16 protein-coding genes are annotated in these 18,338 nt (G+C 69.5%); 10 read left to right on the plus strand and 6 right to left on the minus strand.

Annotated features, from left to right (window positions below; translation table 11 throughout):
• Positions 1-309: 309 nt before the first annotated feature.
• Positions 310-1,407 (plus strand): calcium:proton antiporter, encoded by a 1,098-nt coding sequence (locus Q8W67_RS16230; protein ID WP_305547316.1) that lies wholly within the window; start codon positions 310-312, stop codon positions 1,405-1,407.
• Positions 1,408-1,420: 13 nt separating this feature from the next.
• On the opposite strand, the gene Q8W67_RS16235 is transcribed toward Q8W67_RS16230, so the two are convergent.
• Positions 1,421-2,158, minus strand: coding sequence for an FAD-binding oxidoreductase (locus Q8W67_RS16235; RefSeq protein ID WP_305547318.1), 738 nt, complete (start codon positions 2,156-2,158; stop codon positions 1,421-1,423).
• A complete protein-coding gene (locus Q8W67_RS16240) occupies positions 2,133-2,738 on the minus strand; it encodes a molybdopterin-dependent oxidoreductase (RefSeq protein ID WP_305547320.1) in 606 nt (201 codons plus the stop codon). The genes Q8W67_RS16235 and Q8W67_RS16240 overlap by 26 nt, the downstream gene beginning before the upstream one ends.
• 156 nt (positions 2,739-2,894) lie before the next feature.
• Here Q8W67_RS16240 and Q8W67_RS16245 point away from each other — a divergent pair, with 156 nt between their 5' ends.
• A complete protein-coding gene (locus Q8W67_RS16245; RefSeq protein WP_305547322.1) occupies positions 2,895-3,197 on the plus strand; it encodes a hypothetical protein in 303 nt (100 codons plus the stop codon).
• Here the strand turns inward: Q8W67_RS16245 and Q8W67_RS16250 are convergent.
• The 3 genes from Q8W67_RS16250 to Q8W67_RS16260 all read right to left on the minus strand — a co-directional run bounded on the left by Q8W67_RS16250 (position 3,167) and on the right by Q8W67_RS16260 (position 5,759).
• Entirely contained in the window at positions 3,167-4,135 is a 969-nt protein-coding gene (locus Q8W67_RS16250) for a DMT family transporter (RefSeq protein ID WP_305547324.1), read from the minus strand. The two genes, Q8W67_RS16245 and Q8W67_RS16250, sit on opposite strands and share 31 nt — an antisense overlap.
• A complete protein-coding gene (gene infA, locus Q8W67_RS16255) occupies positions 4,132-4,407 on the minus strand; it encodes a translation initiation factor IF-1 (protein ID WP_012320343.1) in 276 nt (91 codons plus the stop codon). Before infA ends, Q8W67_RS16250 begins: the two co-directional genes overlap by 4 nt.
• A 209-nt stretch (positions 4,408-4,616) precedes the next feature.
• Positions 4,617-5,759 carry a branched-chain amino acid ABC transporter substrate-binding protein gene (locus tag Q8W67_RS16260; RefSeq protein ID WP_305547327.1) on the minus strand — a complete coding sequence of 381 codons (1,143 nt, stop codon included), beginning with the start codon at positions 5,757-5,759 and terminating at the stop codon, positions 4,617-4,619.
• Positions 5,760-5,981: 222 nt separating this feature from the next.
• On the opposite strand from Q8W67_RS16260, the gene Q8W67_RS16265 reads away from it, so the two are divergent.
• The 3 genes from Q8W67_RS16265 (at position 5,982) to Q8W67_RS16275 (ending at position 10,611) form a co-directional block, all read left to right on the plus strand.
• Entirely contained in the window at positions 5,982-7,187 is a 1,206-nt protein-coding gene (locus Q8W67_RS16265) for an amino acid aminotransferase (protein ID WP_305547329.1), read from the plus strand.
• Positions 7,188-7,460: 273 nt separating this feature from the next.
• Positions 7,461-9,092, plus strand: a complete 1,632-nt coding sequence (locus Q8W67_RS16270) for an AarF/ABC1/UbiB kinase family protein (protein ID WP_305547331.1) — start codon at positions 7,461-7,463, stop codon at positions 9,090-9,092.
• A gap of 271 nt (positions 9,093-9,363) precedes the next feature.
• Entirely contained in the window at positions 9,364-10,611 is a 1,248-nt protein-coding gene (locus tag Q8W67_RS16275) for a sensor histidine kinase (RefSeq protein ID WP_370693892.1), read from the plus strand.
• A gap of 36 nt (positions 10,612-10,647) precedes the next feature.
• On the opposite strand, the gene Q8W67_RS16280 is transcribed toward Q8W67_RS16275, so the two are convergent.
• Entirely contained in the window at positions 10,648-10,992 is a 345-nt protein-coding gene (locus Q8W67_RS16280; protein ID WP_305547335.1) for an Hpt domain-containing protein, read from the minus strand.
• 315 nt (positions 10,993-11,307) lie between these two features.
• Between Q8W67_RS16280 and Q8W67_RS16285 the strand changes: the two genes are divergently transcribed.
• From Q8W67_RS16285 to Q8W67_RS16305, 5 genes are all read left to right on the plus strand, one after another.
• Positions 11,308-12,771, plus strand: coding sequence for a PAS domain-containing sensor histidine kinase (locus Q8W67_RS16285; protein ID WP_305547337.1), 1,464 nt, complete (start codon positions 11,308-11,310; stop codon positions 12,769-12,771).
• Positions 12,756-14,159 (plus strand): sigma-54 dependent transcriptional regulator, encoded by a 1,404-nt coding sequence (locus Q8W67_RS16290; protein WP_305547339.1) that lies wholly within the window; start codon positions 12,756-12,758, stop codon positions 14,157-14,159. Before Q8W67_RS16285 ends, Q8W67_RS16290 begins: the two co-directional genes overlap by 16 nt.
• A gap of 146 nt (positions 14,160-14,305) precedes the next feature.
• Positions 14,306-15,631, plus strand: a complete 1,326-nt coding sequence (locus Q8W67_RS16295; RefSeq protein ID WP_305547341.1) for an MFS transporter — start codon at positions 14,306-14,308, stop codon at positions 15,629-15,631.
• 25 nt (positions 15,632-15,656) lie between these two features.
• Entirely contained in the window at positions 15,657-16,958 is a 1,302-nt protein-coding gene (locus Q8W67_RS16300; RefSeq protein WP_305547343.1) for a metallophosphoesterase, read from the plus strand.
• Positions 16,959-16,992: 34 nt separating this feature from the next.
• Complete coding sequence (locus tag Q8W67_RS16305; protein ID WP_305547345.1) at positions 16,993-18,261, plus strand: arsenic transporter; 1,269 nt, start codon at positions 16,993-16,995, stop codon at positions 18,259-18,261.
• Positions 18,262-18,338 lie beyond the last annotated feature (77 nt).

An 18,338-nucleotide genomic window follows, 5' to 3' on the forward strand; every position in this document is an offset into this window, starting at 1 on the left:
CCTTGAAAATAGCGCTAACCAGGCCGACTGACTACTCCCACCACGGCATGGGCCGGTTGCGCGCGCTCACACCGGCGCACCAAGAGACAATCCTGCCTCCTGCCGGTGCCATCCACCTCAAATTGCCCAGTCCAACGCGGCGACCCCGGCCTTGCCACTTGGCCGAACCACGTGCACCTCACAAGGCTCCCGCTGCGCCGTCGCGCTCAGGGTGAGAACTCCCGGTGATCGGGAGTTTTGTGCAGGGCTCGAAGAGTTGCCCGAGTTCTGCGCAGCGTCAACGCGATCCGACCGGAGACGACCACGAACATGATGGGAGCCCTGCGGTTGGCGGTGGTGTGGGCGACGGTTCTCGCCTTCGCGTGGTTCGGCAAGACGTGGCTCGGCGACCTGTCGCATCCGCTCTTGGCAGGGGGGCTGTTCGCGTGGCTGCTCGCGGTCATCGTCTGGGCGGCCTTCGGCGTCGTGCACGAGGCGGAGGACCTGGCCCACCGGCTGGGCGAACCGCTCGGCACGCTGGTGCTGACGCTGTCGATCGTGATCATCGAGGTGGCCCTGATCTCCGCTGTCATGCTGTCGGCCAAGGACGCACCGACGCTCGGACGGGACACGATGTTCGCCGTGCTGATGATCGTGCTGAACGGCGTGGTCGGTCTCGGGCTCCTGGTCGGCGGGCTGCGCCACAATCAGCAGCGCTACAACCTGCAGGGCGCCTCGGCCTTCCTGTCGGTGATCATCCCGCTCACCACCGTCGCGCTGATCATCCCGAACTTCACCAGTTCGACCAGCGACGGCACCCTGACGAAGGTCCAGGCGGTGACGTTCTCGGCGTTCACACTGGCCCTCTACGGCGTGTTTCTGCTGATCCAGACCGGCCGGCACAGCGAGTTCTTCCAGGACGCGGAGACCGTGACCGCACCGGAGCCCGCCTCCGGCACGGCTCCGGTCACGGGCGGCGGCATCGCCACGCACATCGCCCTGCTGCTGGCCAACGTCGTGCCGATTGTGCTGCTGGCGAAAAGCCTCGCGGTGATCCTCGACCACGGCATCGCGGCGCTCGGCGCTCCATCGGCGCTCGGCGGCGTGCTGATCGCCGCGATCGTATTCACCCCGGAGGGGATTTCGGCCCTCAAGGCGGTCGCCCGCAACGAGCTTCAGCGGGCGATTAACCTGTGCCTGGGAGCCGTCACCTCCACGGTCGGCCTCACCGTGCCGGCGGTTCTCACCATCGGCCTGCTCACGGATCAGACCGTGGTGCTCGGCCTGAAGCCGACCGAGATGACACTGCTCGCCGTGACCCTGATCCTGAGTGCACAGACCTTCTCGGGCCTGCGCACGACGGTGCTGGAGGGCGCGGTGCACCTCGTGGTGTTCTTCGTCTACCTCGTCCTGATCTTCAGCCCCTGAACGGTCGCGGGGTTCAGCCGCCGAAGCGCTCGGTACGGATCACGCCCGGGGCGATGCCCGCCGCCACGATCAGGTCCGAGGCGGCGCCGACGAAGCGGTTCGAGCCGCAGATGAAGACCTTCTCCGGCCGCCCAAGCCGCAACAGCGCACCTGCCACCAGGGCGGCGTCGATGCGCCGGCCGCCGGTCTCGCGCGTCGTCGCGAGATGCAGGTCGAAGCCGGCGCCCTCGCGGTCGAGGCGTTCCAGTTCGGGGAGCGCGATGGCCTCCTGACGTGTGCGGACGGAGTAGATCAGCGCCGCAGGGATTTCCGGCCACGCCTGCACGCGCCGCCGCAGCATCGCCAGCAAGGGCACCACGCCGGAGCCGCCGGCCGCCAGCAGCAGCGGTCCGCCATCGGAGCCATCCCAGGAGAACGAGCCGCCGATCGGCCCGCGGAGCTCGACCCGGTCGCCAACCTCGGCACAGAGCGAGAACCACCCCGAGACCTCACCATCGGGCAGCGCCTCGACCATCAGCTCGAGGGTGCCGCTGCCATCCTGGACCGAAGCGATCGAATAGCTGCGCTGGGCCTGATAGCCGTCTTCGGCCGTCAGGCGCACGTCGACGTGCTGGCCGGCGCGATAGTTGTGCGCGAGGTCGCAGCGCAGCCGAAAACTCTTCACCCAAGGGGTGACGGGCGCGATCGCGATGATCTCGGCGGGCTGCCAGCGGAAGACGATCGGCTCAGTCACCGAGATAGCGCTGCTCACGCCAGGGATCCCCGTACATGTGATAGCCGCGCAGCTCCCAGAAGCCGGCGGTGTCGGTCTGGGTGAAGCGCAGGCCCTTCAGCCACTTGGCGCTCTTCCAGAAATAGAGATGCGGCACGAGGAGGCGGGCCGGGCCGCCGTGATCCGGGTGGATCGGCTCACCCGCATAGCGGGTCGCCACCATGGCGCGTCCGCCGACGAGGTCGGCCACCGGCACGTTCGTGGTGTAGTCGTCGTAGGATTCCGCGAGCAGGTAGCCGGTCGGCGCCGCGGTGGCGGCATCCGCCAGCAGGTCGTCGAAGCTCACGCCCTCCCAGCCCGTGTCGAACTTCGACCACTTGGTGACGCAGTGAATGTCCCCGTGCCACGCGGTGCGGGGCAGCGCCTCGAATTCCTGCCAGCTCCACGACTTGATCGGCCGCGCGCCCTCGCGCAGCGTGAAGCGCCAGGTCGACAGATCGACCGTCGGGTTGGGGCCTATCTGCAGGATTGGGAAGTCGTCGGTCAGGTACTGACCGGGCGGAAGGCGCGCCCCGGTCTCGGGCGGCTGCCTGCGCCCGACGAAGCCCCGTGTCACCATGCCGGCCTCCGATTCAACCCGTTGTGCGGGTTTGGTGCGTCGGAACACCCCACGTCAAGGCGTCCTGCGCGGTCGAACAAACGCCCCAAAGCTGAGATGGTGTCGCCCGCCCAGGCCGGCCCGACCGGCGCGAACCGTATCCATCAGGGGGATTCCATGAAGTACCTTCTCGCGACGAGCCTTGTCGTCGGGAGTCTCGCCACCCTCGCGCCGGCCGCCCAGGCCCGCGACGGGATCGGCGCCGGCGGCGCGGCCGCCCTCGGCGTGCTCGGCGGCCTCGCGGTCGGCGGCGCCATCGCGTCGGCCAACAACGGCTACTATCCCGGCCGCCCGGTCTACCGCGCGCCGCCGCCGGTCTACGTGGAAGAGGATTACGGTCCGGTCTGCCACTTCGAGCGGCGCCGCACCATCGACGCCTATGGCGACGTCTACGTCCGCCGCGTCCGCGTCTGCGAGTAGGCGCCCTCCGGCGTCGCCTCCACGGCCAGCGCCGGCTTCAGGCGCTCGGCACAGGCGATGCCCGCGAGCACCAGCGCCAGGGCGATGCCTTCCGTCGCCCCGAACGGCTCGCCGACCAGCAGGACGGCGAGGATCGCGCCGAAGATCGGCACGAGATTCACGAACAGGCCAGCGCGGTTCGGGCCGATCTGCTCGACGCCGCGCATGAAGAACAGCTGTGCCAGCAGCGAGGGTCCCAGGCCGACGAAAGCCACCATCGCCCAGCCCTCAGGCCCCGGCCAGACGGCGTGACCCGCCGCCCATTCGACGGCGAGCGGCGGCAGCGACGTCACGAAGGCGGCGACCGCCATGGCGGCGAAGAAGGCCAGGGCCGACACCTTCGGCCGCGTCGGCAGGAAGATCGTGTAGCCCGCGTAGAGCAGGCAGGCCCCGAAGACGAGGACGTCTCCGCGGTTGAAGGCGAGATGCGTCAGCACGGCCCAATCGCCACGGGTCGCGGCCACGCCTGCCCCGACGAGCGTCAGGACCACGCCGATCACCTGCCCTTGTGTCACCGCCACCCGGTAGGCCAGACGGTTGAGCAGGATCACCAAGACCGGGATCGCCCCCTGAAACAGGGCCAGGTTGACGGCACCGGTATAGACGCCGGCCGCGTAGAACAGGCAGTTGAAGGCGGTGTAGCCGAGGCCGCCCATCAGCAGGATGCGCAGCCAGTGGGGGCGCAGCAGAGGCCATTCCGCGGCGAGGCGGCGGGCCGCGAACGGCGTGAGCACCGCGCAGGCCACCGCCCAGCGCAGTGTCGTGATGACCTGAGGCGAGACGTGTCCCGGCGCCCAGCGACTGGTGACTGCGTTACCGGCCCAGAGGAGCGCGGTGACGGTGAGCAGCAGGTAGGCCGGCGCGGCCGAGGGAGCCCGCGCCGCGCGCTCGGCCCTCAACGTCGGCGGAACTGTCCGCCCCGCACGGGGGGCCGCGGACCGGAGGAGCGCTCGTCCTTGTGGCGGAACACGAGACGGCCCTTTTCCAGATCGTAGGGCGACATCTCGACCGTGACGCGGTCACCCGCCAGCGTCTTGATGCGGTTCTTCTTCATCTTGCCGGCCGTGTAGGCCACGATCTCGTGGCCCTGGTCCAGCTGCACGCGGTAGCGCGCGTCCGGCAGGATCTCGATCACGAGACCGTCGAACTGCATCAATTCTTCTTTCGCCATGCACCTTCTCCAGTCGGACCGTCCGGCAGCAGGCGTTCCGGCAAATCTATTTCGGCTGTCATCGAGCTCGGGAAACGCCGAAAGGCGCGGATCCGATCCGGCGGATGGTCCGCGCCAACAACGACGCAGCTCGCATTTAGTCGCCGCATGAACGCGCCGCAAGTCGCGTACGGGGCGTCCACGGATTCATCGACACGATTCGTCGCGTTTCACCGTGAGTAACCGTCATTGCCGGCATAATCGAGACGGCCTTCGGGCGTCCGTCGCCAGATCCGCAGCGTGACGGCATCGGCGGACCGGTCGCCGCGGGCGTCGAAGCCCATGGGGCCGAGAACCGTGCGCAGCGGCTCTGCGCCGCGCAGAGACTCCGCCACCTTCCGAGCATCGGCGATCCGGCCTGTCTTCGGGTCCGCCGCGTGGGCATGCTCCACCGCCTGGGCCAGCAGCTCGACAGCCGCGTAGCCTGCGGCGGACACGCTCGCGGCCTCTGCGCTTCGCGCCGCGGGCTTCCCGCCCTTTGGATCGGGCAAGCGCGGTAGATCGGGCGCCAGGGTCATCACGGTCCCCTCCCCGGCCGCGCCGGCAGCGGCCGCGAACGCGGGATCGAGGATGCCGTCGCTGGCGACCAGGGTCGCGCCGAGCCCGGCCTCGCGCATCGCCCGCACCAAGGACGCGGCCTCCGGTGCAAGGCCCCCGAAATACACGGCCTCGACCCGGGCCGCCTTCAGCCGGCCGACGAGATCGGAGAGGTCCTGGGTCCCCCGGGGGAAACTGTCGAACAGCACGTCCGGCGCACCCAACTCCTTGAGCCGCGCCGCCACCGCATCGGCGAGACCGCGGCCGAAGGTCGAGCGGTCGTTGAGGATTCCGACGCGGCGCCCGGCGAAGACCTTCGCGAGATACGCTCCCGCGGCCACGCCTTGCTGCGCGTCGCTCGGGCAAAGCCGGAACAGGTTCCAGTGGCCCCGCGCGGTCAAGGGTGGGTAGGTCGCGCCCGGCGTCACCAGCACGGTGCCCGACTCCTCGTAGGCCGGTGCCGCGGCCGAGACCGCGACGGACTCGAAGGGACCGACGACGAGGCGCACACCATCCGCGGCAAATTTCCTGGCCACCGCGACAGCCTGCCTGGCGTCGCCGGCATCGTCGGCCGGCACCAGGACGAATTTCGTCCGTACGCCACCAGCCCGGTTGAGGTCGGCCACCGCCTGCTCGGCGCCCTGCTGCAGCCCCTGGCCGAAAGCGGCATCCGGCCCTGACAGCGGCGCCGAGAGGCCGATCCGGACCGGCGCCTGCGCGGCGGCCGGTGCGGCGGCGAGGAGGAATACGAGGAATGGGGCGAGTCGGCGGATCATGGCGACAGGTTATCGCTCACAGTGCTGCCTCGGGAAACTCGCATCGGCGCGCTGACGCAGCATCAGATCACATCCATCGTTGAGCGGATCGGGACGCTGATGCGCGCGCAAGCGCTGGCGGGCGGGCGCGATGTGCGGAATAAGGGCGTCGGCCCGATCACCAACGGTCAAATGAACCGCCGGTCGCGCCACATTGAAGACCCTCTGGGACGATTGACGATCATGACCTCGCTGTTCGCCGGCATCCAGGACGCGCCGCTCGACCCGATCATGCGGCTGTTCGAGGCCTTCAACGCAGACCCGAGCACCAAGAAGCTCAACCTCGTGGTCGGCGTCTACACGGACGCGGACGGCAAGGTGCCGCGCCTGCGCGCCGTGCAGATTGCGGAGAAGCGCTGGATCGAGAAGGGCCTGCCGAAGACCTACCGGCCCATAGAGGGCACCAAGCCGTTCCGCGACGCGGTCCAGGCCCTGCTGTTCGGCGCGGGCGCCCCGATCCTCAAGGAGAACCGGGCGGCGACGCTTCAGAGCATCGGCGGCACCGGCGCTCTGAAGACCGGCGCGGACGTGCTGGCCAAGCTCAATCCGGGGGCCACCGTGGCGGTGAGTAACCCGAGCTGGGAGAACCACAAGGCTCTGTTCATGCAGGCCGGCTTCACCGTGGTCGATTATCCCTATTTCTCGGCCGAGACCGGTGGCGTCGACTACCCGGCCATGCGCGCCTATCTGCAGCACCTGCCCAAGGGCTCGATCGTGGTGCTGCACGCCTGCTGCCACAACCCGACCGGCGCCGATCTCAGCCCAGAGGCCTGGCGCGACCTCGTGCCTCTGATGGCCGAGCGCGGGCTGATCCCCTTCCTCGACATCGCCTACCAGGGCTTCGGCGAGGGCCTCGATGCCGATGCCGCGCCGGTGCGGCTGTTCGCGGAATCGGGCCAGGAATTCCTGGTCGCCTCCTCGTTCTCGAAATCGTTCTCGCTCTACGGCGAGCGCGTCGGCGCCCTCACCATCGTGGCCGAGAACCCAGCCATGAAGGCCAAGGTCGAGTCGCTGGCCAAGCGGCTGGTGCGGGCGAGCTACTCGAACCCGCACACCCACGGGGCGGCCATCGTCGAGCTCGTGCTCACCGATCCGGAGCTGCGCGCCGACTGGGAGCGGGAACTCGCCGAGATGCGCGAGCGGATCCGCGCCATGCGCGTGCGCATGGCCGACAGCCTGCAGCAGCGCCATCCGGAGCGCGGCTTCGACGCGATCAAGGCGCAGAAGGGCATGTTCTCCTATACGGGCCTGACGCCCGAGGAGGCTACGCGCCTGCGCGAGGAGCACGAGGTCTACGCCCTTGAGACCGGCCGGATCTGCGTGGCGGCGGTCAACACCCACAACATCGACCACGTCATCGACGCGATCGACGCGGTGGTTAAGGGCTGACCGCGGCGGCGCCCTCGAGCGCGTCTGCCGGCTGGATCCCCGGATCCGACCAGTCTCCGAAGCGCGGCTCGCGCGTGCGCCGCCGAAGCGGAGACCGGTTCGGAGAAAGAGCGCAGAACCAGCAATCGCCATGCGGGCCAGCGCCGCGCATTGCGATTGCGGGATCGTGCCTCTTGCCGACGAAGGATCAATCCAGGGCTTCGCGACCGCAAAAAAGTCCTTATGCTCGTGCTGTCCGGGCGCCCAATCCCGTCCGAACGGATCGCTCAGTTCATGCTGAAGACAGCCTTCGTTGCCGCCCGCGACCGTCAGAGGCTGTCGGAGATCGCGACCATCCTGATCGGCTTCGGCGTCACGCGCGTCGTAGACCGTCTCGGCCTGCGCTACCTGCCCCTGCTGCCGCGCCGGCAGCCCCGGGTCGACGTCACCCGCCTGTCCGAGCCCGAACGCCTGCGCCGGGCGATCGAGGCGCTCGGCCCGACCTTCATCAAGTTCGGGCAGGTGCTGGCCAGCCGGCCGGACCTGCTGTCGCCAGCCTGGACCGAGGAGTTGCAGAAGCTCCACAGCCAGGTCGTGCCGGTGCCGTGGGAGCAGATCGGCCCGCAACTCGAGCAGGATCTCGGCGGGCCGCCCACGGAAGTGTTCGCCGAGTTCAACACGAACCCGATCGCCTCGGCGTCGATCGCTCAGGTCTACCGGGCGCGTCTTCACTCGGGCGAAGACGTGATCGTCAAAGTCCTGCGGCCGAACCTGCGCAAGATCATCGAGGCGGACCTTCGCCTGATGGCGCACGGCGCCCGCATCGTCGAGAACGAGTGGCCGGACATGGCCCGCTACCAGCCGCGCGAGCAGATGCGCCACCTCGCCGAGGGGCTGAACGGCGAGCTCGACCTCCTCAACGAGGCACGCAACTGCGAGCTGCTGGCCCAGATCTTCGAGGACCGTGACGACATCGTGTTCCCGAAGATCCATTGGGAATACTGTTCCGAGCGGGTGCTGGTGCAGGACTTCATCCATGGCATCCCGCCCAACGACGAGGCGGCTTTGCGCGCCGCGGGAGTCGACAAGAAGCTGCTCGCCCAGAAGGGGACCGACGCCTTCCTGCAGATGGCGCTGATCGAGGGCGTGTTCCACGCCGATCCGCATCCGGGCAACATGCTGGCGATGCCGGGCAACCGCATCGGCTTCATCGATTTCGGGATCATCGGCCGGCTGTCGCAGCGGCGGCGCTCGCAGCTCCTCGTGCTGATCGGCGCGATGCTGAAGCAGGATGCGGACGGCCTGATGGCCGTGTTGCTCGATTGGACCGGCACCAGCAACCCGGACCTGACCCGCCTTCAGGTCTCGGCCCAGTCGTTCGTGGAGAGCCACTCCTCGATCCCGCTCAATCTCGGGTTGGTACTCACCGACTTCATGAACATGGCCCGCGAGAACGACCTCGCGATGCCCACCGACCTCGCGATCCTGTTCAAGGGCTTGGTCACGGCCGACGGTGTGATGCGCCACCTCGATCCGAATTTCGACCTGTTTGCGGCCGCCGGCCCCACCGTCCGGGCGAGCATGCAGACGCAGTTCTCGCTCAGCGCCCTCAAGCAGAAGGCCGAAGCCCTGGGCGTCGGGCTCTACGGCGCGGCCTCGGAACTTCCGACGCTGATCCACCTGATGTTGGTGCGGCTCAAGCAGGGCCGCGTCACCGTCGAGATCGAGGTGAAGGGCCTCGACAAGGTAACCCGCGGCATCGAGCGGGCTGCCGCCCGGGTCGCAGTGGCCCTGGTGGTTGCGGCCTTCGCCACCCAGCTCGCGCCGCGACTGATCGACCTCGGCACGCCGGTCTTCGTCTCGATCGGCCTGATCATCTTCATCCTCGGCATCGGCTGGCTCGTGCTGCTGATGCGAAACAAGTGACACAGTCCGTAAACTTGCCGCGTGACGCCTGTAGTCAAACCGCCTCGGCGAATACACACTTCGTTTGATTATTCCCAATAACATGCTAGCTTGACGCATCCCTCGATTCGCAAGGCTGCGAGCCGGGGCGCGTGACCAGAAGCGGTTCGAACCGCCGGTGCGCCTCGGCTTCGACATCGCGTCGCCGCGCCTCGTCTTCGGCGGGTCTTCTGCGGCACTCGCCCGGCGCGAGCGCTCCGGAAGCATGAGGCTGAGCTGGGGGGGGCGGGCGATGGATGCGGGCATCGTGTTGCCGCGTGCGGACGGGGCGGATCGCCGACTCGGTGCGCTCGAAGCGGAGAATATCCATCTGCGCGCCCTGCTGATGCAGGCGACCTGGCAGGCGGATTCGGAGCGGCAGCGCAGCCGGCGTCTTGGCCGCATCATCGAAGCCGCGAGCCGCGTGGAGGCCGAGCGCCTCGCCTCCGATCCGTGGCACGTCCATGGTCGTCTGTCGCTGCACGGGCGCGAATGCGCGAGCCCCGAGGCTTTGTCGGAAGCGCCGCAGCCTGACGAGGAGTCCGAAGCCGAGATTTTCCAGGCCGGCATGGATTTCCTGGAGGTGCTCGATCGCGACGGACGCCTGATCATGACGAGCGAGAACGGCCCGGCCCGCGTCGAGACACAGCATCCGACCGACATGATCGGCAACCCCTGGATCGATCTCTGGACCCGCGAGGAAGACCGCGAAACGGTAGCGTCGGCTCTCGACAAGGCGCGGCGGGGACAGGCGAGCCGCTTCCAGGCGAAACAGGAGAGGGGCCGGACGGCTATTTGGTGGGACATCGCCGTCACCCCGATCGGCGGGCGGCATGGCCGGCCCGAGCGCATCCTGGCCGCATCGCGGGACATCACCGATCTGAAGTTCACGGAGGCGCGCCAGACGCTGCTGATGCAGGAACTGGCGCACCGGATGAAGAACACCCTGACCATGGTCCAGGCCGTAGCGGCGCAGACCCTGCGCAACGCGGATTCACTGGAAGCGGCCGGCGAGGCGCTGGGCGCACGGCTGCTGGCCCTGTCCCAGGCCCACGACGTCCTGCTTCAGGGCTCGTTCGCCGAGGCGTCCCTGGCGGCCCTCGTCGAGGGAGCAATCTCCCTGCATGGCGACGGGGTGGCGGGCCGGTTCAGGACCGAGGGGCCCGACGTCACCCTGGGACCGCGCCACGGCATGATCCTGGCGCTCATGCTGCACGAACTAGGGACCAACGCGGCGAAGTACGGCGCGCTGTCCGTGGCCGCCGGGCACGTGGTCATCACCTGGGAAGTGGGGGACGGGGGCGGCGGCCAGGTCCTGCGGTTCCGATGGGAGGAGGTTGGCGGGCCGCCGGTCACGCCGCCCACCCGTACCGGGTTCGGCACGCGCCTGATCGCCCGCAGCCTCGCCCACAGCTTCGGCGGGATCGCGGAGCTCAGCTATCCGCCGGAGGGGGTGGTGCTGACCTTCGAGGCGCCGCTCGATGCGGTGACGGCGGCGTGACCGGAAGCCGGCCGCGGAGCGGATGCCGCCCCGGGGTCACAGGAAGACGCCGGTCTCCATCCTGAGGTCCCGCAACGCCGCGATGGTCCTGTCGCGCAGGCTTCGAACATCGACGAGCGGCCGCGTGAGATCGTCGCCAAGCGTGGCGGATTGTTCGAGGCCTCGGCAGGCCTGCGAGAGCGCCGCGCAGCCGAGCATGCCCGACATCGAGACCAGCGTGTGAGCTTCGCGGCCGAGATCGGAATCGGCGCGATCTGCGCCGTCGAAGGCCGTGGCGAGGCTTGCGATGAACCGGTCGAGCAGGCGCACGAGCTTATCGGTGCCGATCGCGGCTCCGAGTTCGTCGAGCGTGGCCCGATCGACGAGGGATTGTGACACCATCCGTCTCCGGCAGCGGATTCGCTTAGAGCGTGGAGAAAAGCGCGCAATCACCGCGACGTCCAGCGGTCGGGATAGGCCCGCTTCGATTGCGACGGCCTGTGCCAAGGTTTCAACAACCCGCGCGCCCGAATATCGGCCGCGCGGGCTCCGGGCCCGAGCATGCCACACCCGCCCGGAGCACGCTCTACATCATTGTTATCGCATGATATTTTCGGAAACCGGGTTTCCATTTTTCCGCATCATGCTCTATGGGCCGATGCATGGCGGCCAGGACAAGGCCGCAGGAGCCTGCCCCGTGCACGACCGGAACCCGCCGTGACGGCCTATAGCCTGCGCGCCCGGCTCTTGGCCCTATGGATCCTGTTGCTGGCTTCGGCGGCAGCCACGGCCTACCTGATGTTCGGCTTCTACAGCCAGTCCACGGCCGTCCAGGTCGCCCAGACGGAGGTTGCCGTCGGGCGGGCCTGCCGCGAGATCATCGACCGATACGCCGCGCGGGTCCGCGGCGGCCGCGGACACATCGCCGACAGCGACCTCGTCGACGTCGTCCGGGCGGCGCTGGCCGGCGCTGCCGGTATCGAGGGGGGAATCTGGCGCGCCGCAACCGGGCCGGTCGCCTACGCCTATCCGACCTACGAGGGCACGGGCCCGAAGACCGACCTCCCCGAGGCGGAACGCGACACGATCGCCACCGTGAACGCCGAGGCCTTGCGGGTCGACCATGCGATGTCCGTCCGCCGCCCGGGCCGCACGCAGGTGCTCCTGCTCCAGGGCTGCCCCCTGCACGGAACCGAATCGGGACTGACCGCCTGGACCATGGGTCGTGCGCACGTCAACGACGGCCCGGCCTACACGCGATTCCTGGCGGGGCTGGGCTTTCTCGCCGTGACCGTCCTCGGCTCGGCGGCCTTTCTGGGGTGGTTCCTGTACGGGTTCTCGGGGCGGATCGCCCGGCTGGAGGCCGCCCTGGCGGCGCCGCGCGCGGACGGCGAGGACCTTCCGCGCCTGGAGCGCACCGGCGAGCGCGAACTCGACCGGCTGGTGGATGCCCTCAACGCCGCAGGTGGAGGGCTGCGGGATGCCCGCGCCCGGGTGGTGGCCGCCGAGCGCCTCGCCGCGGTCGGGCGGCTGGCGGCCAGCGTCGCCCACGAGATCCGCAATCCGATCGCGGCGATGCGGCTCAAGGCGGAGAACGCCCTGGTCAGCGGCGACCCGAACCGCGCCGCGGTGGCGCTGGGGACCGTGCTCGTCCAGATCGCCCGGGTCGACCAACTGTTACGCGACCTCCTCAACCTGACGCAGGCGCGCACCCTGACCCGCGCGCCCACCGAGATCGCCCCGCTGCTGGCGGATTGCGCGCGCCTGCACGAGGATCTCGCGGCCGGCCACGCCGTCCAGCTCGATATCGAGGCCGACGCCTTGGCGGATGCGGAGCGTCCGCACATCGACCGCGCGCAGGTCGCCCGCGCCCTCGACAACCTGCTGCTCAACGCAATCCAGCACACGCCGCCGGGCGGGCGGGTCCGCCTCGTTGCCGCCCGGGTGACGATCGACGGCGTGGTGCGCCTGCACCTGCGGGTCACCGATACCGGCCCCGGGGTCGCCCCCGCGATCCGCGCCAGCCTGTTCGAGCCCTTCGTCACCGGGCGTTCGGACGGGACCGGCCTCGGTCTCGCGATTGTGCGCGAGATCGCCCTGGCGCATCGCGGCGCGGTGAGGCTCATCGACGGCGTGCCCGAGACCACCTTTGTCCTGGACCTGCCATGGCGACCATCCTGATCGTCGACGACGATTCTGCCTTGCGCGAAGGCCTGGCCGAGACCGTGGCCGATCTCGGCCACACGCCGCTTCCGGCCGCCTCCGGCCTGGAAGCCCTGGCACGCCTGGGCGAGGGATCGGTTGCCGCGGTGCTCCTCGACCTGCGCATGCCGGGCGATCTCGACGGAATGGCGACGCTTGCGCGGATCCGCGCGCTGCCGGACCGTCCGCCCGTGACGGTGCTCACCGCCTTCGCGAGCCCGGCCAACACAATCGAGGCGATGCGGCTCGGGGCACACGACCACCTCACCAAGCCGGTCGGGCGCTCCGACCTCGCAGCCGTCCTCGACACGATGCTGCTGGCAGTGCGGCCGGAACCGAACGGACCGGCCGTACAGGATGGTCATGCCGGCCTGATCGGGTCGAGTGCGGGCATGCGCAGGGTCCAGAAGACCATCGGGCTCGTCGCCGACACCGACTCCACCGTGCTGATCCATGGCGAGACCGGTACCGGCAAGGAAGAGGTAGCGCGGGCGCTGCACGCGTATTCCCGCCGCCGGGCGCGGCCGTTCATCCCGATCAACTGCGCGGCGATCCCGGCCCACCTATTGGAGAGCGAGCTGTTCGGACATGTCCGCGGCGCCTTCACGGGAGCGGTGTCGGACCGCGCCGGCGCCTTCCACGAGGCCGAGGGCGGCACGCTGTTCCTCGACGAGATCGGCGACATGCCCGCGGCCATGCAGGCCAAGATCCTGCGGGTGATCCAGGACCGCATGGTGACGCCTCTGGGCGGCCGGGCCGCGCGGGTCGATGCCCGCCTGATCGCAGCCACGCACCGCGACCTGCCGGCGCTGGTCGCCGAGGGTCGGTTCCGCGCCGACCTGTACTACCGGCTCAACGGGCTGCCGATCTGTCTCCCGCCCCTGCGCGAGCGTCTGGCCGACATCGTGCCCCTGGCGGAGTATTTTCTCGCCCGGTCCGGCAAGCGCCTGAGCGGAAGTGCCGCCTCCCGCCTGCTGGTCTACGGCTGGCCGGGCAACGTCCGCGAATTGCGCAACGTCGTAGAGCGGGCGGCCATGCTGATCCGCTGCGGCGTGATCGCCGCCGACGACATCGAGCTGCCGGCGGAGCGGCCGCCGCCGTCCGAGGATGGCGGTCTCCCGGCGGACTGGCTGGCCGGCGACTTGCCTGGAGCCGTAGCCCGCTTGGAGCGCACGATGATCGCCGCCGCGCTCCGCGAGGCGGACGGGAACAGGGCCCGGGCAGCCCGGCGGCTCGGCATCCAGCGGCAGCTTCTCTACGCCAAGATCGAGCGGTACGGCCTCACCGTCGCGGGCACGGATCTGTCCGCAGAAGCGACAGCCGATGTCGGGAATCCCGACGCTTTCGACCGTCCCGAGGGTAGTTAACCTGCTCAGCCACAAGGGAATCGCACCGGTCCGGGCTTGTTCGATCGCGTTGCGGGAACCGATGCGGCGGATGGGCGTCAAGCTCGTCGCGTGCCAAGCCTGCTAGGGCCCGGCCGCTTCGAGGCTCGCTCGGGGGACGGGGCAGGATGGACAGGAACGACACCGGAGCAACGGCGCGCGGCGCCTCCGTCCGGGCTCCCTCCACCAAGGCCCTGCGCGGCCTCGACGCCCTGAACTTCTTCCTGGCCGACGTGCGCGATGGCCTCGGTCCCTATCTCGCGATTTACCTGATCGCCGTGCGGGGCCCCGACCAAGGCTGGAACGAGGCGACCACCGGCCTCGTCATGACCATCGCGGGCATCCTGGGCCTCATCGCGCAGACGCCGGCCGGCGCCCTCATCGACGCCACCAACCACAAGCGGGCCGTGGTGATTGGCGGCGCCATCGCGGTCACGGTGAGCTGCCTGATCCTGCCGTTCATTTCGAATTTCTACCTCGTGACGGCGACGCAATCGATCGCCCACGTGGCCGGCACGATCTTCCCGCCGGCGCTGGCCGCGATCACTCTCGGGGTGGTCGGCCCAAAACTGTTCGCCAAGCGGATCGGCCGCAACGAGGGCTTCAACCATGCCGGCAACGCGGCCTCGGCCGCGATCGCGGGCGGCTCGGCCTATTTCTTCGGGCCGATCGTGGTGTTCTGGCTGATGGGCGTGCTCGCGGCTCTGTCAATCGGGGCGATGCTGATGGTGCCGGCCGATGCCATCGACGACGACCTCGCCCGGGGCATGACCGAGGCGGAGTCGAAGTCGCAGGAGAAGCCCTCGGGCCTCGCGACGCTTCTGCAGAACCGGGCGCTGCTGCTGTTTGCCGTGCTCTGCGCGATCTTCCACCTCGCCAACGCCGCGATGCTGACCTCGGTCGGCCAGCTCCTCACCCATCTCTCCGGCAAGGACCACGCGACCTCGCTGATCGCGGTCTGCATCGTCGCCGCCCAGTGCGTGATGGTGCCTGTGGCGATCTTCGTCGGTGCCAAGGCCGACGTGATCGGGCGCAAGCCGATCTTCCTGGCGGCCTTCGGCGTCTTGGCGCTGCGCGGTGCGCTCTATACGCTCTCGGACAACCCGTTCTGGCTGGTGGGCGTGCAGCTCCTCGACGGGGTCGGCGCCGGCGTCTATGGCGCCCTCTTCCCGATCGTGGTGGCCGACCTGACGCGGGGCGGCGGCCGCTTCAACGCGGCTCAGGGCGCCGTCGCCACGGCGCAGGGGATCGGCGCCTCGTTGAGCGCCACGCTGGCCGGGTTGATTATCGTGTCGGCCGGGTATTCCACCGCTTTCCTCGCTCTGGCGGCGATCGCCGGGCTCGGCTTCGTCCTCTACCTCACGCTGATGCCCGAGACCCGCGGCGGGGCAGCGGCCACCGGCGAGGCCGGTAGCGGCGGCGGCCTGCCCCCGGCGATGCCGGCGCGCGCCTGACCCGATCCGAAGACGGAACTGCCCGATGTCCTACGCCGAACACCGCGCCGCGCCGATGCGCGAGCCGCTCGTCTTCCTGCATATCGGTGACTTGCACCTGCAGGATGCCGACGCCGCGAATGCCTGCGACCTGAACCTGATCCTCGACCAGATCGCGGCGATCTCTCCGCAAAGCCAGTTCGACTTCGTGTACCTGCCCGGCGACCTGGCGGAGAACGGCTACGCCTCCGAGTACCGCATCCTGCGGGAGGCGCTGGACCGGCATGAGAACCTGCCGCTGCGCCTGATCCCCGGCGACCACGACCGTCAGCACGGGAGCATGGAGGATTTTCACGCCTTCTCAGCAGCCCTGGCAGACCGCCTGCCGCCGCCGATCACCTGGGACCTGGAGCAGCCGCCTCACGGCTGCCCGGAGACGTGGCCGACGCGGCCGGTCCCGCATTACTGCGCCTGCGAGGACATCCGGGGCGTCCGCTGCCTGTTCGTCGACATGGTCAGCCCGGGCTTTGGCCGGAAAGGCATCGGGCTCGATTTCCGGCTCGGACGGCCCCAGACGCAGTGGCTGAGCGAGCGGCTCACGGACGCGGCGGCGCACAAAATTCCCTGCGCGGTGTTCATGCACGCCTATCCCGACGATCTGCGCGAGCCTGACGACCGGCTCGACATCGCCGGCCTGTTCTGGGCCACCTGCGTTCGCCTCGTGGAGATGGGCCACACCCATTACAACGAGCTCGCCCCGGACGGCCGTACACTGTATGCCGCCGCGCGCTCGGTGGGGCAGAACGAGGACGGATCGGTCGGCTACGGGGTCGCGGCGATCGACGGGCCGGTGACGAGTTGGCGGTTCCGCGCCCTCGACCGGGCCTGGCCGTTCGTGCTGATCACGAGCCCGGCCGACCGGCGCGTCGCCACGGTGCCGACGTCGCCCGAGAGCTGCGGCATGGCCGTTGACGTGCAGGGGCGGATCACCGTCCGGGCGGTCGTGCTGTCCGACGAGACGCCACGCTACGTCCATTGCCGGATCGATACCGGGCCCTGGGTGCTGATGGAACAGCGACCGGGCTCGCGCTGCTACGAGGCGGCCCTGCCGTGGGCCGGGGATGGCCGCAGCATCCAGGTCGAGGCGGTGCACGCGCGCTGGCCGGGCCACGGCCCGGACTATGTCGACACCGACGTGATTGAGCCGGTGGTCACCGCCACGGAGACGGCGGCATTGCCGCCGATGCCGGCGAAGCCCGGCAGCGACGCATTCCGGATCCCGGCATGGGTCCGGAAGGGCGTGCGCGGCGACCAGCTCGGGCCCAACCGCAACGGCCGAAAGTGGTGATGGTCACCACGCCTCCGGGGGGAGATTTCTAGACGTGTACGCTGGACTGAGCCTGACTCCGAACCTGGCGACCTGGGGCATTGCCGCCCTCGCCACCCTGGGCGTGATCGTGCGCCCGTTCTCCTGGCCGGAGGCGATCTGGGCGGTGCTCGGCGCCGCGCTGCTGGTCGTGCTCGGCCTGCTGCCCTGGCAGGTGGCGCTCGACGGCGTCGCCAAGGGCACCGACGTCTACCTGTTCCTCGTCGGCATGATGCTGCTCGCCGAGATCGCCCGGAAGGAGGGGCTGTTCGACTGGCTCGCGGGCCTCGCCGTCCGGGCCGCGAAAGGGTCGCCCACTCGGCTGTTCCTGCTGATCTACTGCGTCGGCACCGTGGTGACGGTGTTCCTGTCCAACGATGCCTGCGCGGTGGTGCTGACACCGGCCGTCTACGCGGCCGCCAAGGCCGCCGATGCGGAGCCTCTGCCCTACCTGTTCATCTGCGCCTTCATCGCGAACGCGGCGAGCTTCGTGCTGCCGATCTCGAACCCGGCCAACCTGGTGGTGTTCGCCACCGACATGCCGCCGCTGGGCCAGTGGCTGGCGACCTTCGCGCTGCCCTCGGCGCTCGCCATCGTGGCCACCTACGCGGTGCTGCGCCTCACCCAGAACGGCCGGCTGAAGGGCCAGACGATCAAAGCGGAGGTCGAGACCCCGAGCCTGGGTCTCGGCGGCAAGGTCGCCGGGCTGGGCATCATCGCCACCGCGGGCGCGCTGATCTGGGCCTCGGCGGCGGGTATCGAGCTGGGCCTGCCGACCTTCGTGGCCGGCCTCGCCACGACCCTTCTGGTGGTGGCGCTCAACCGCGGCGGCCTCGTCGAGGTCGCCAAGGACGTCTCCTGGGCGGTTCTGCCGCTGGTGGCCGGCCTGTTCGTGCTGGTGGAGGCCCTGGAGAAGACCGGCGTGCTCGCGATGCTGGCCGGGGCCCTGAAGGGCTACGCGAACGCGGACCCTGCCGTCACGGCCTGGTCCGGGGGCGCCCTGGTCGCCTTTGGGACGAACCTCGTGAACAACCTGCCGGCGGGGCTGCTCGCCGGCGCCGCGGTCCAGGCCGCCGAGGTTTCCCACAAGGTGGCCGGCGCGATCCTGATCGGTGTCGATCTCGGGCCGAACCTGTCGGTGACCGGGTCGCTCGCCACGATCCTGTGGCTCACGGCGATCCGGCGCGAGGGCGAGGACGTGTCCGCGTGGCAGTTCCTCAAGCTCGGCATTCTGGTGATGCCGCCCGCACTCGCACTCGCACTCGGCGCCCTGCTGCTCGTCTGAGGCCTCGTTCCGAACGGTGGTTCCCGTTCGGAACACGACGATGCGCAACGATACCGTCTGGCCCCCACTCACCCGGA

Source organism: Methylobacterium sp. NEAU K (assembly GCF_030700285.1).
Lineage (GTDB): Bacteria > Pseudomonadota > Alphaproteobacteria > Rhizobiales > Beijerinckiaceae > Methylobacterium.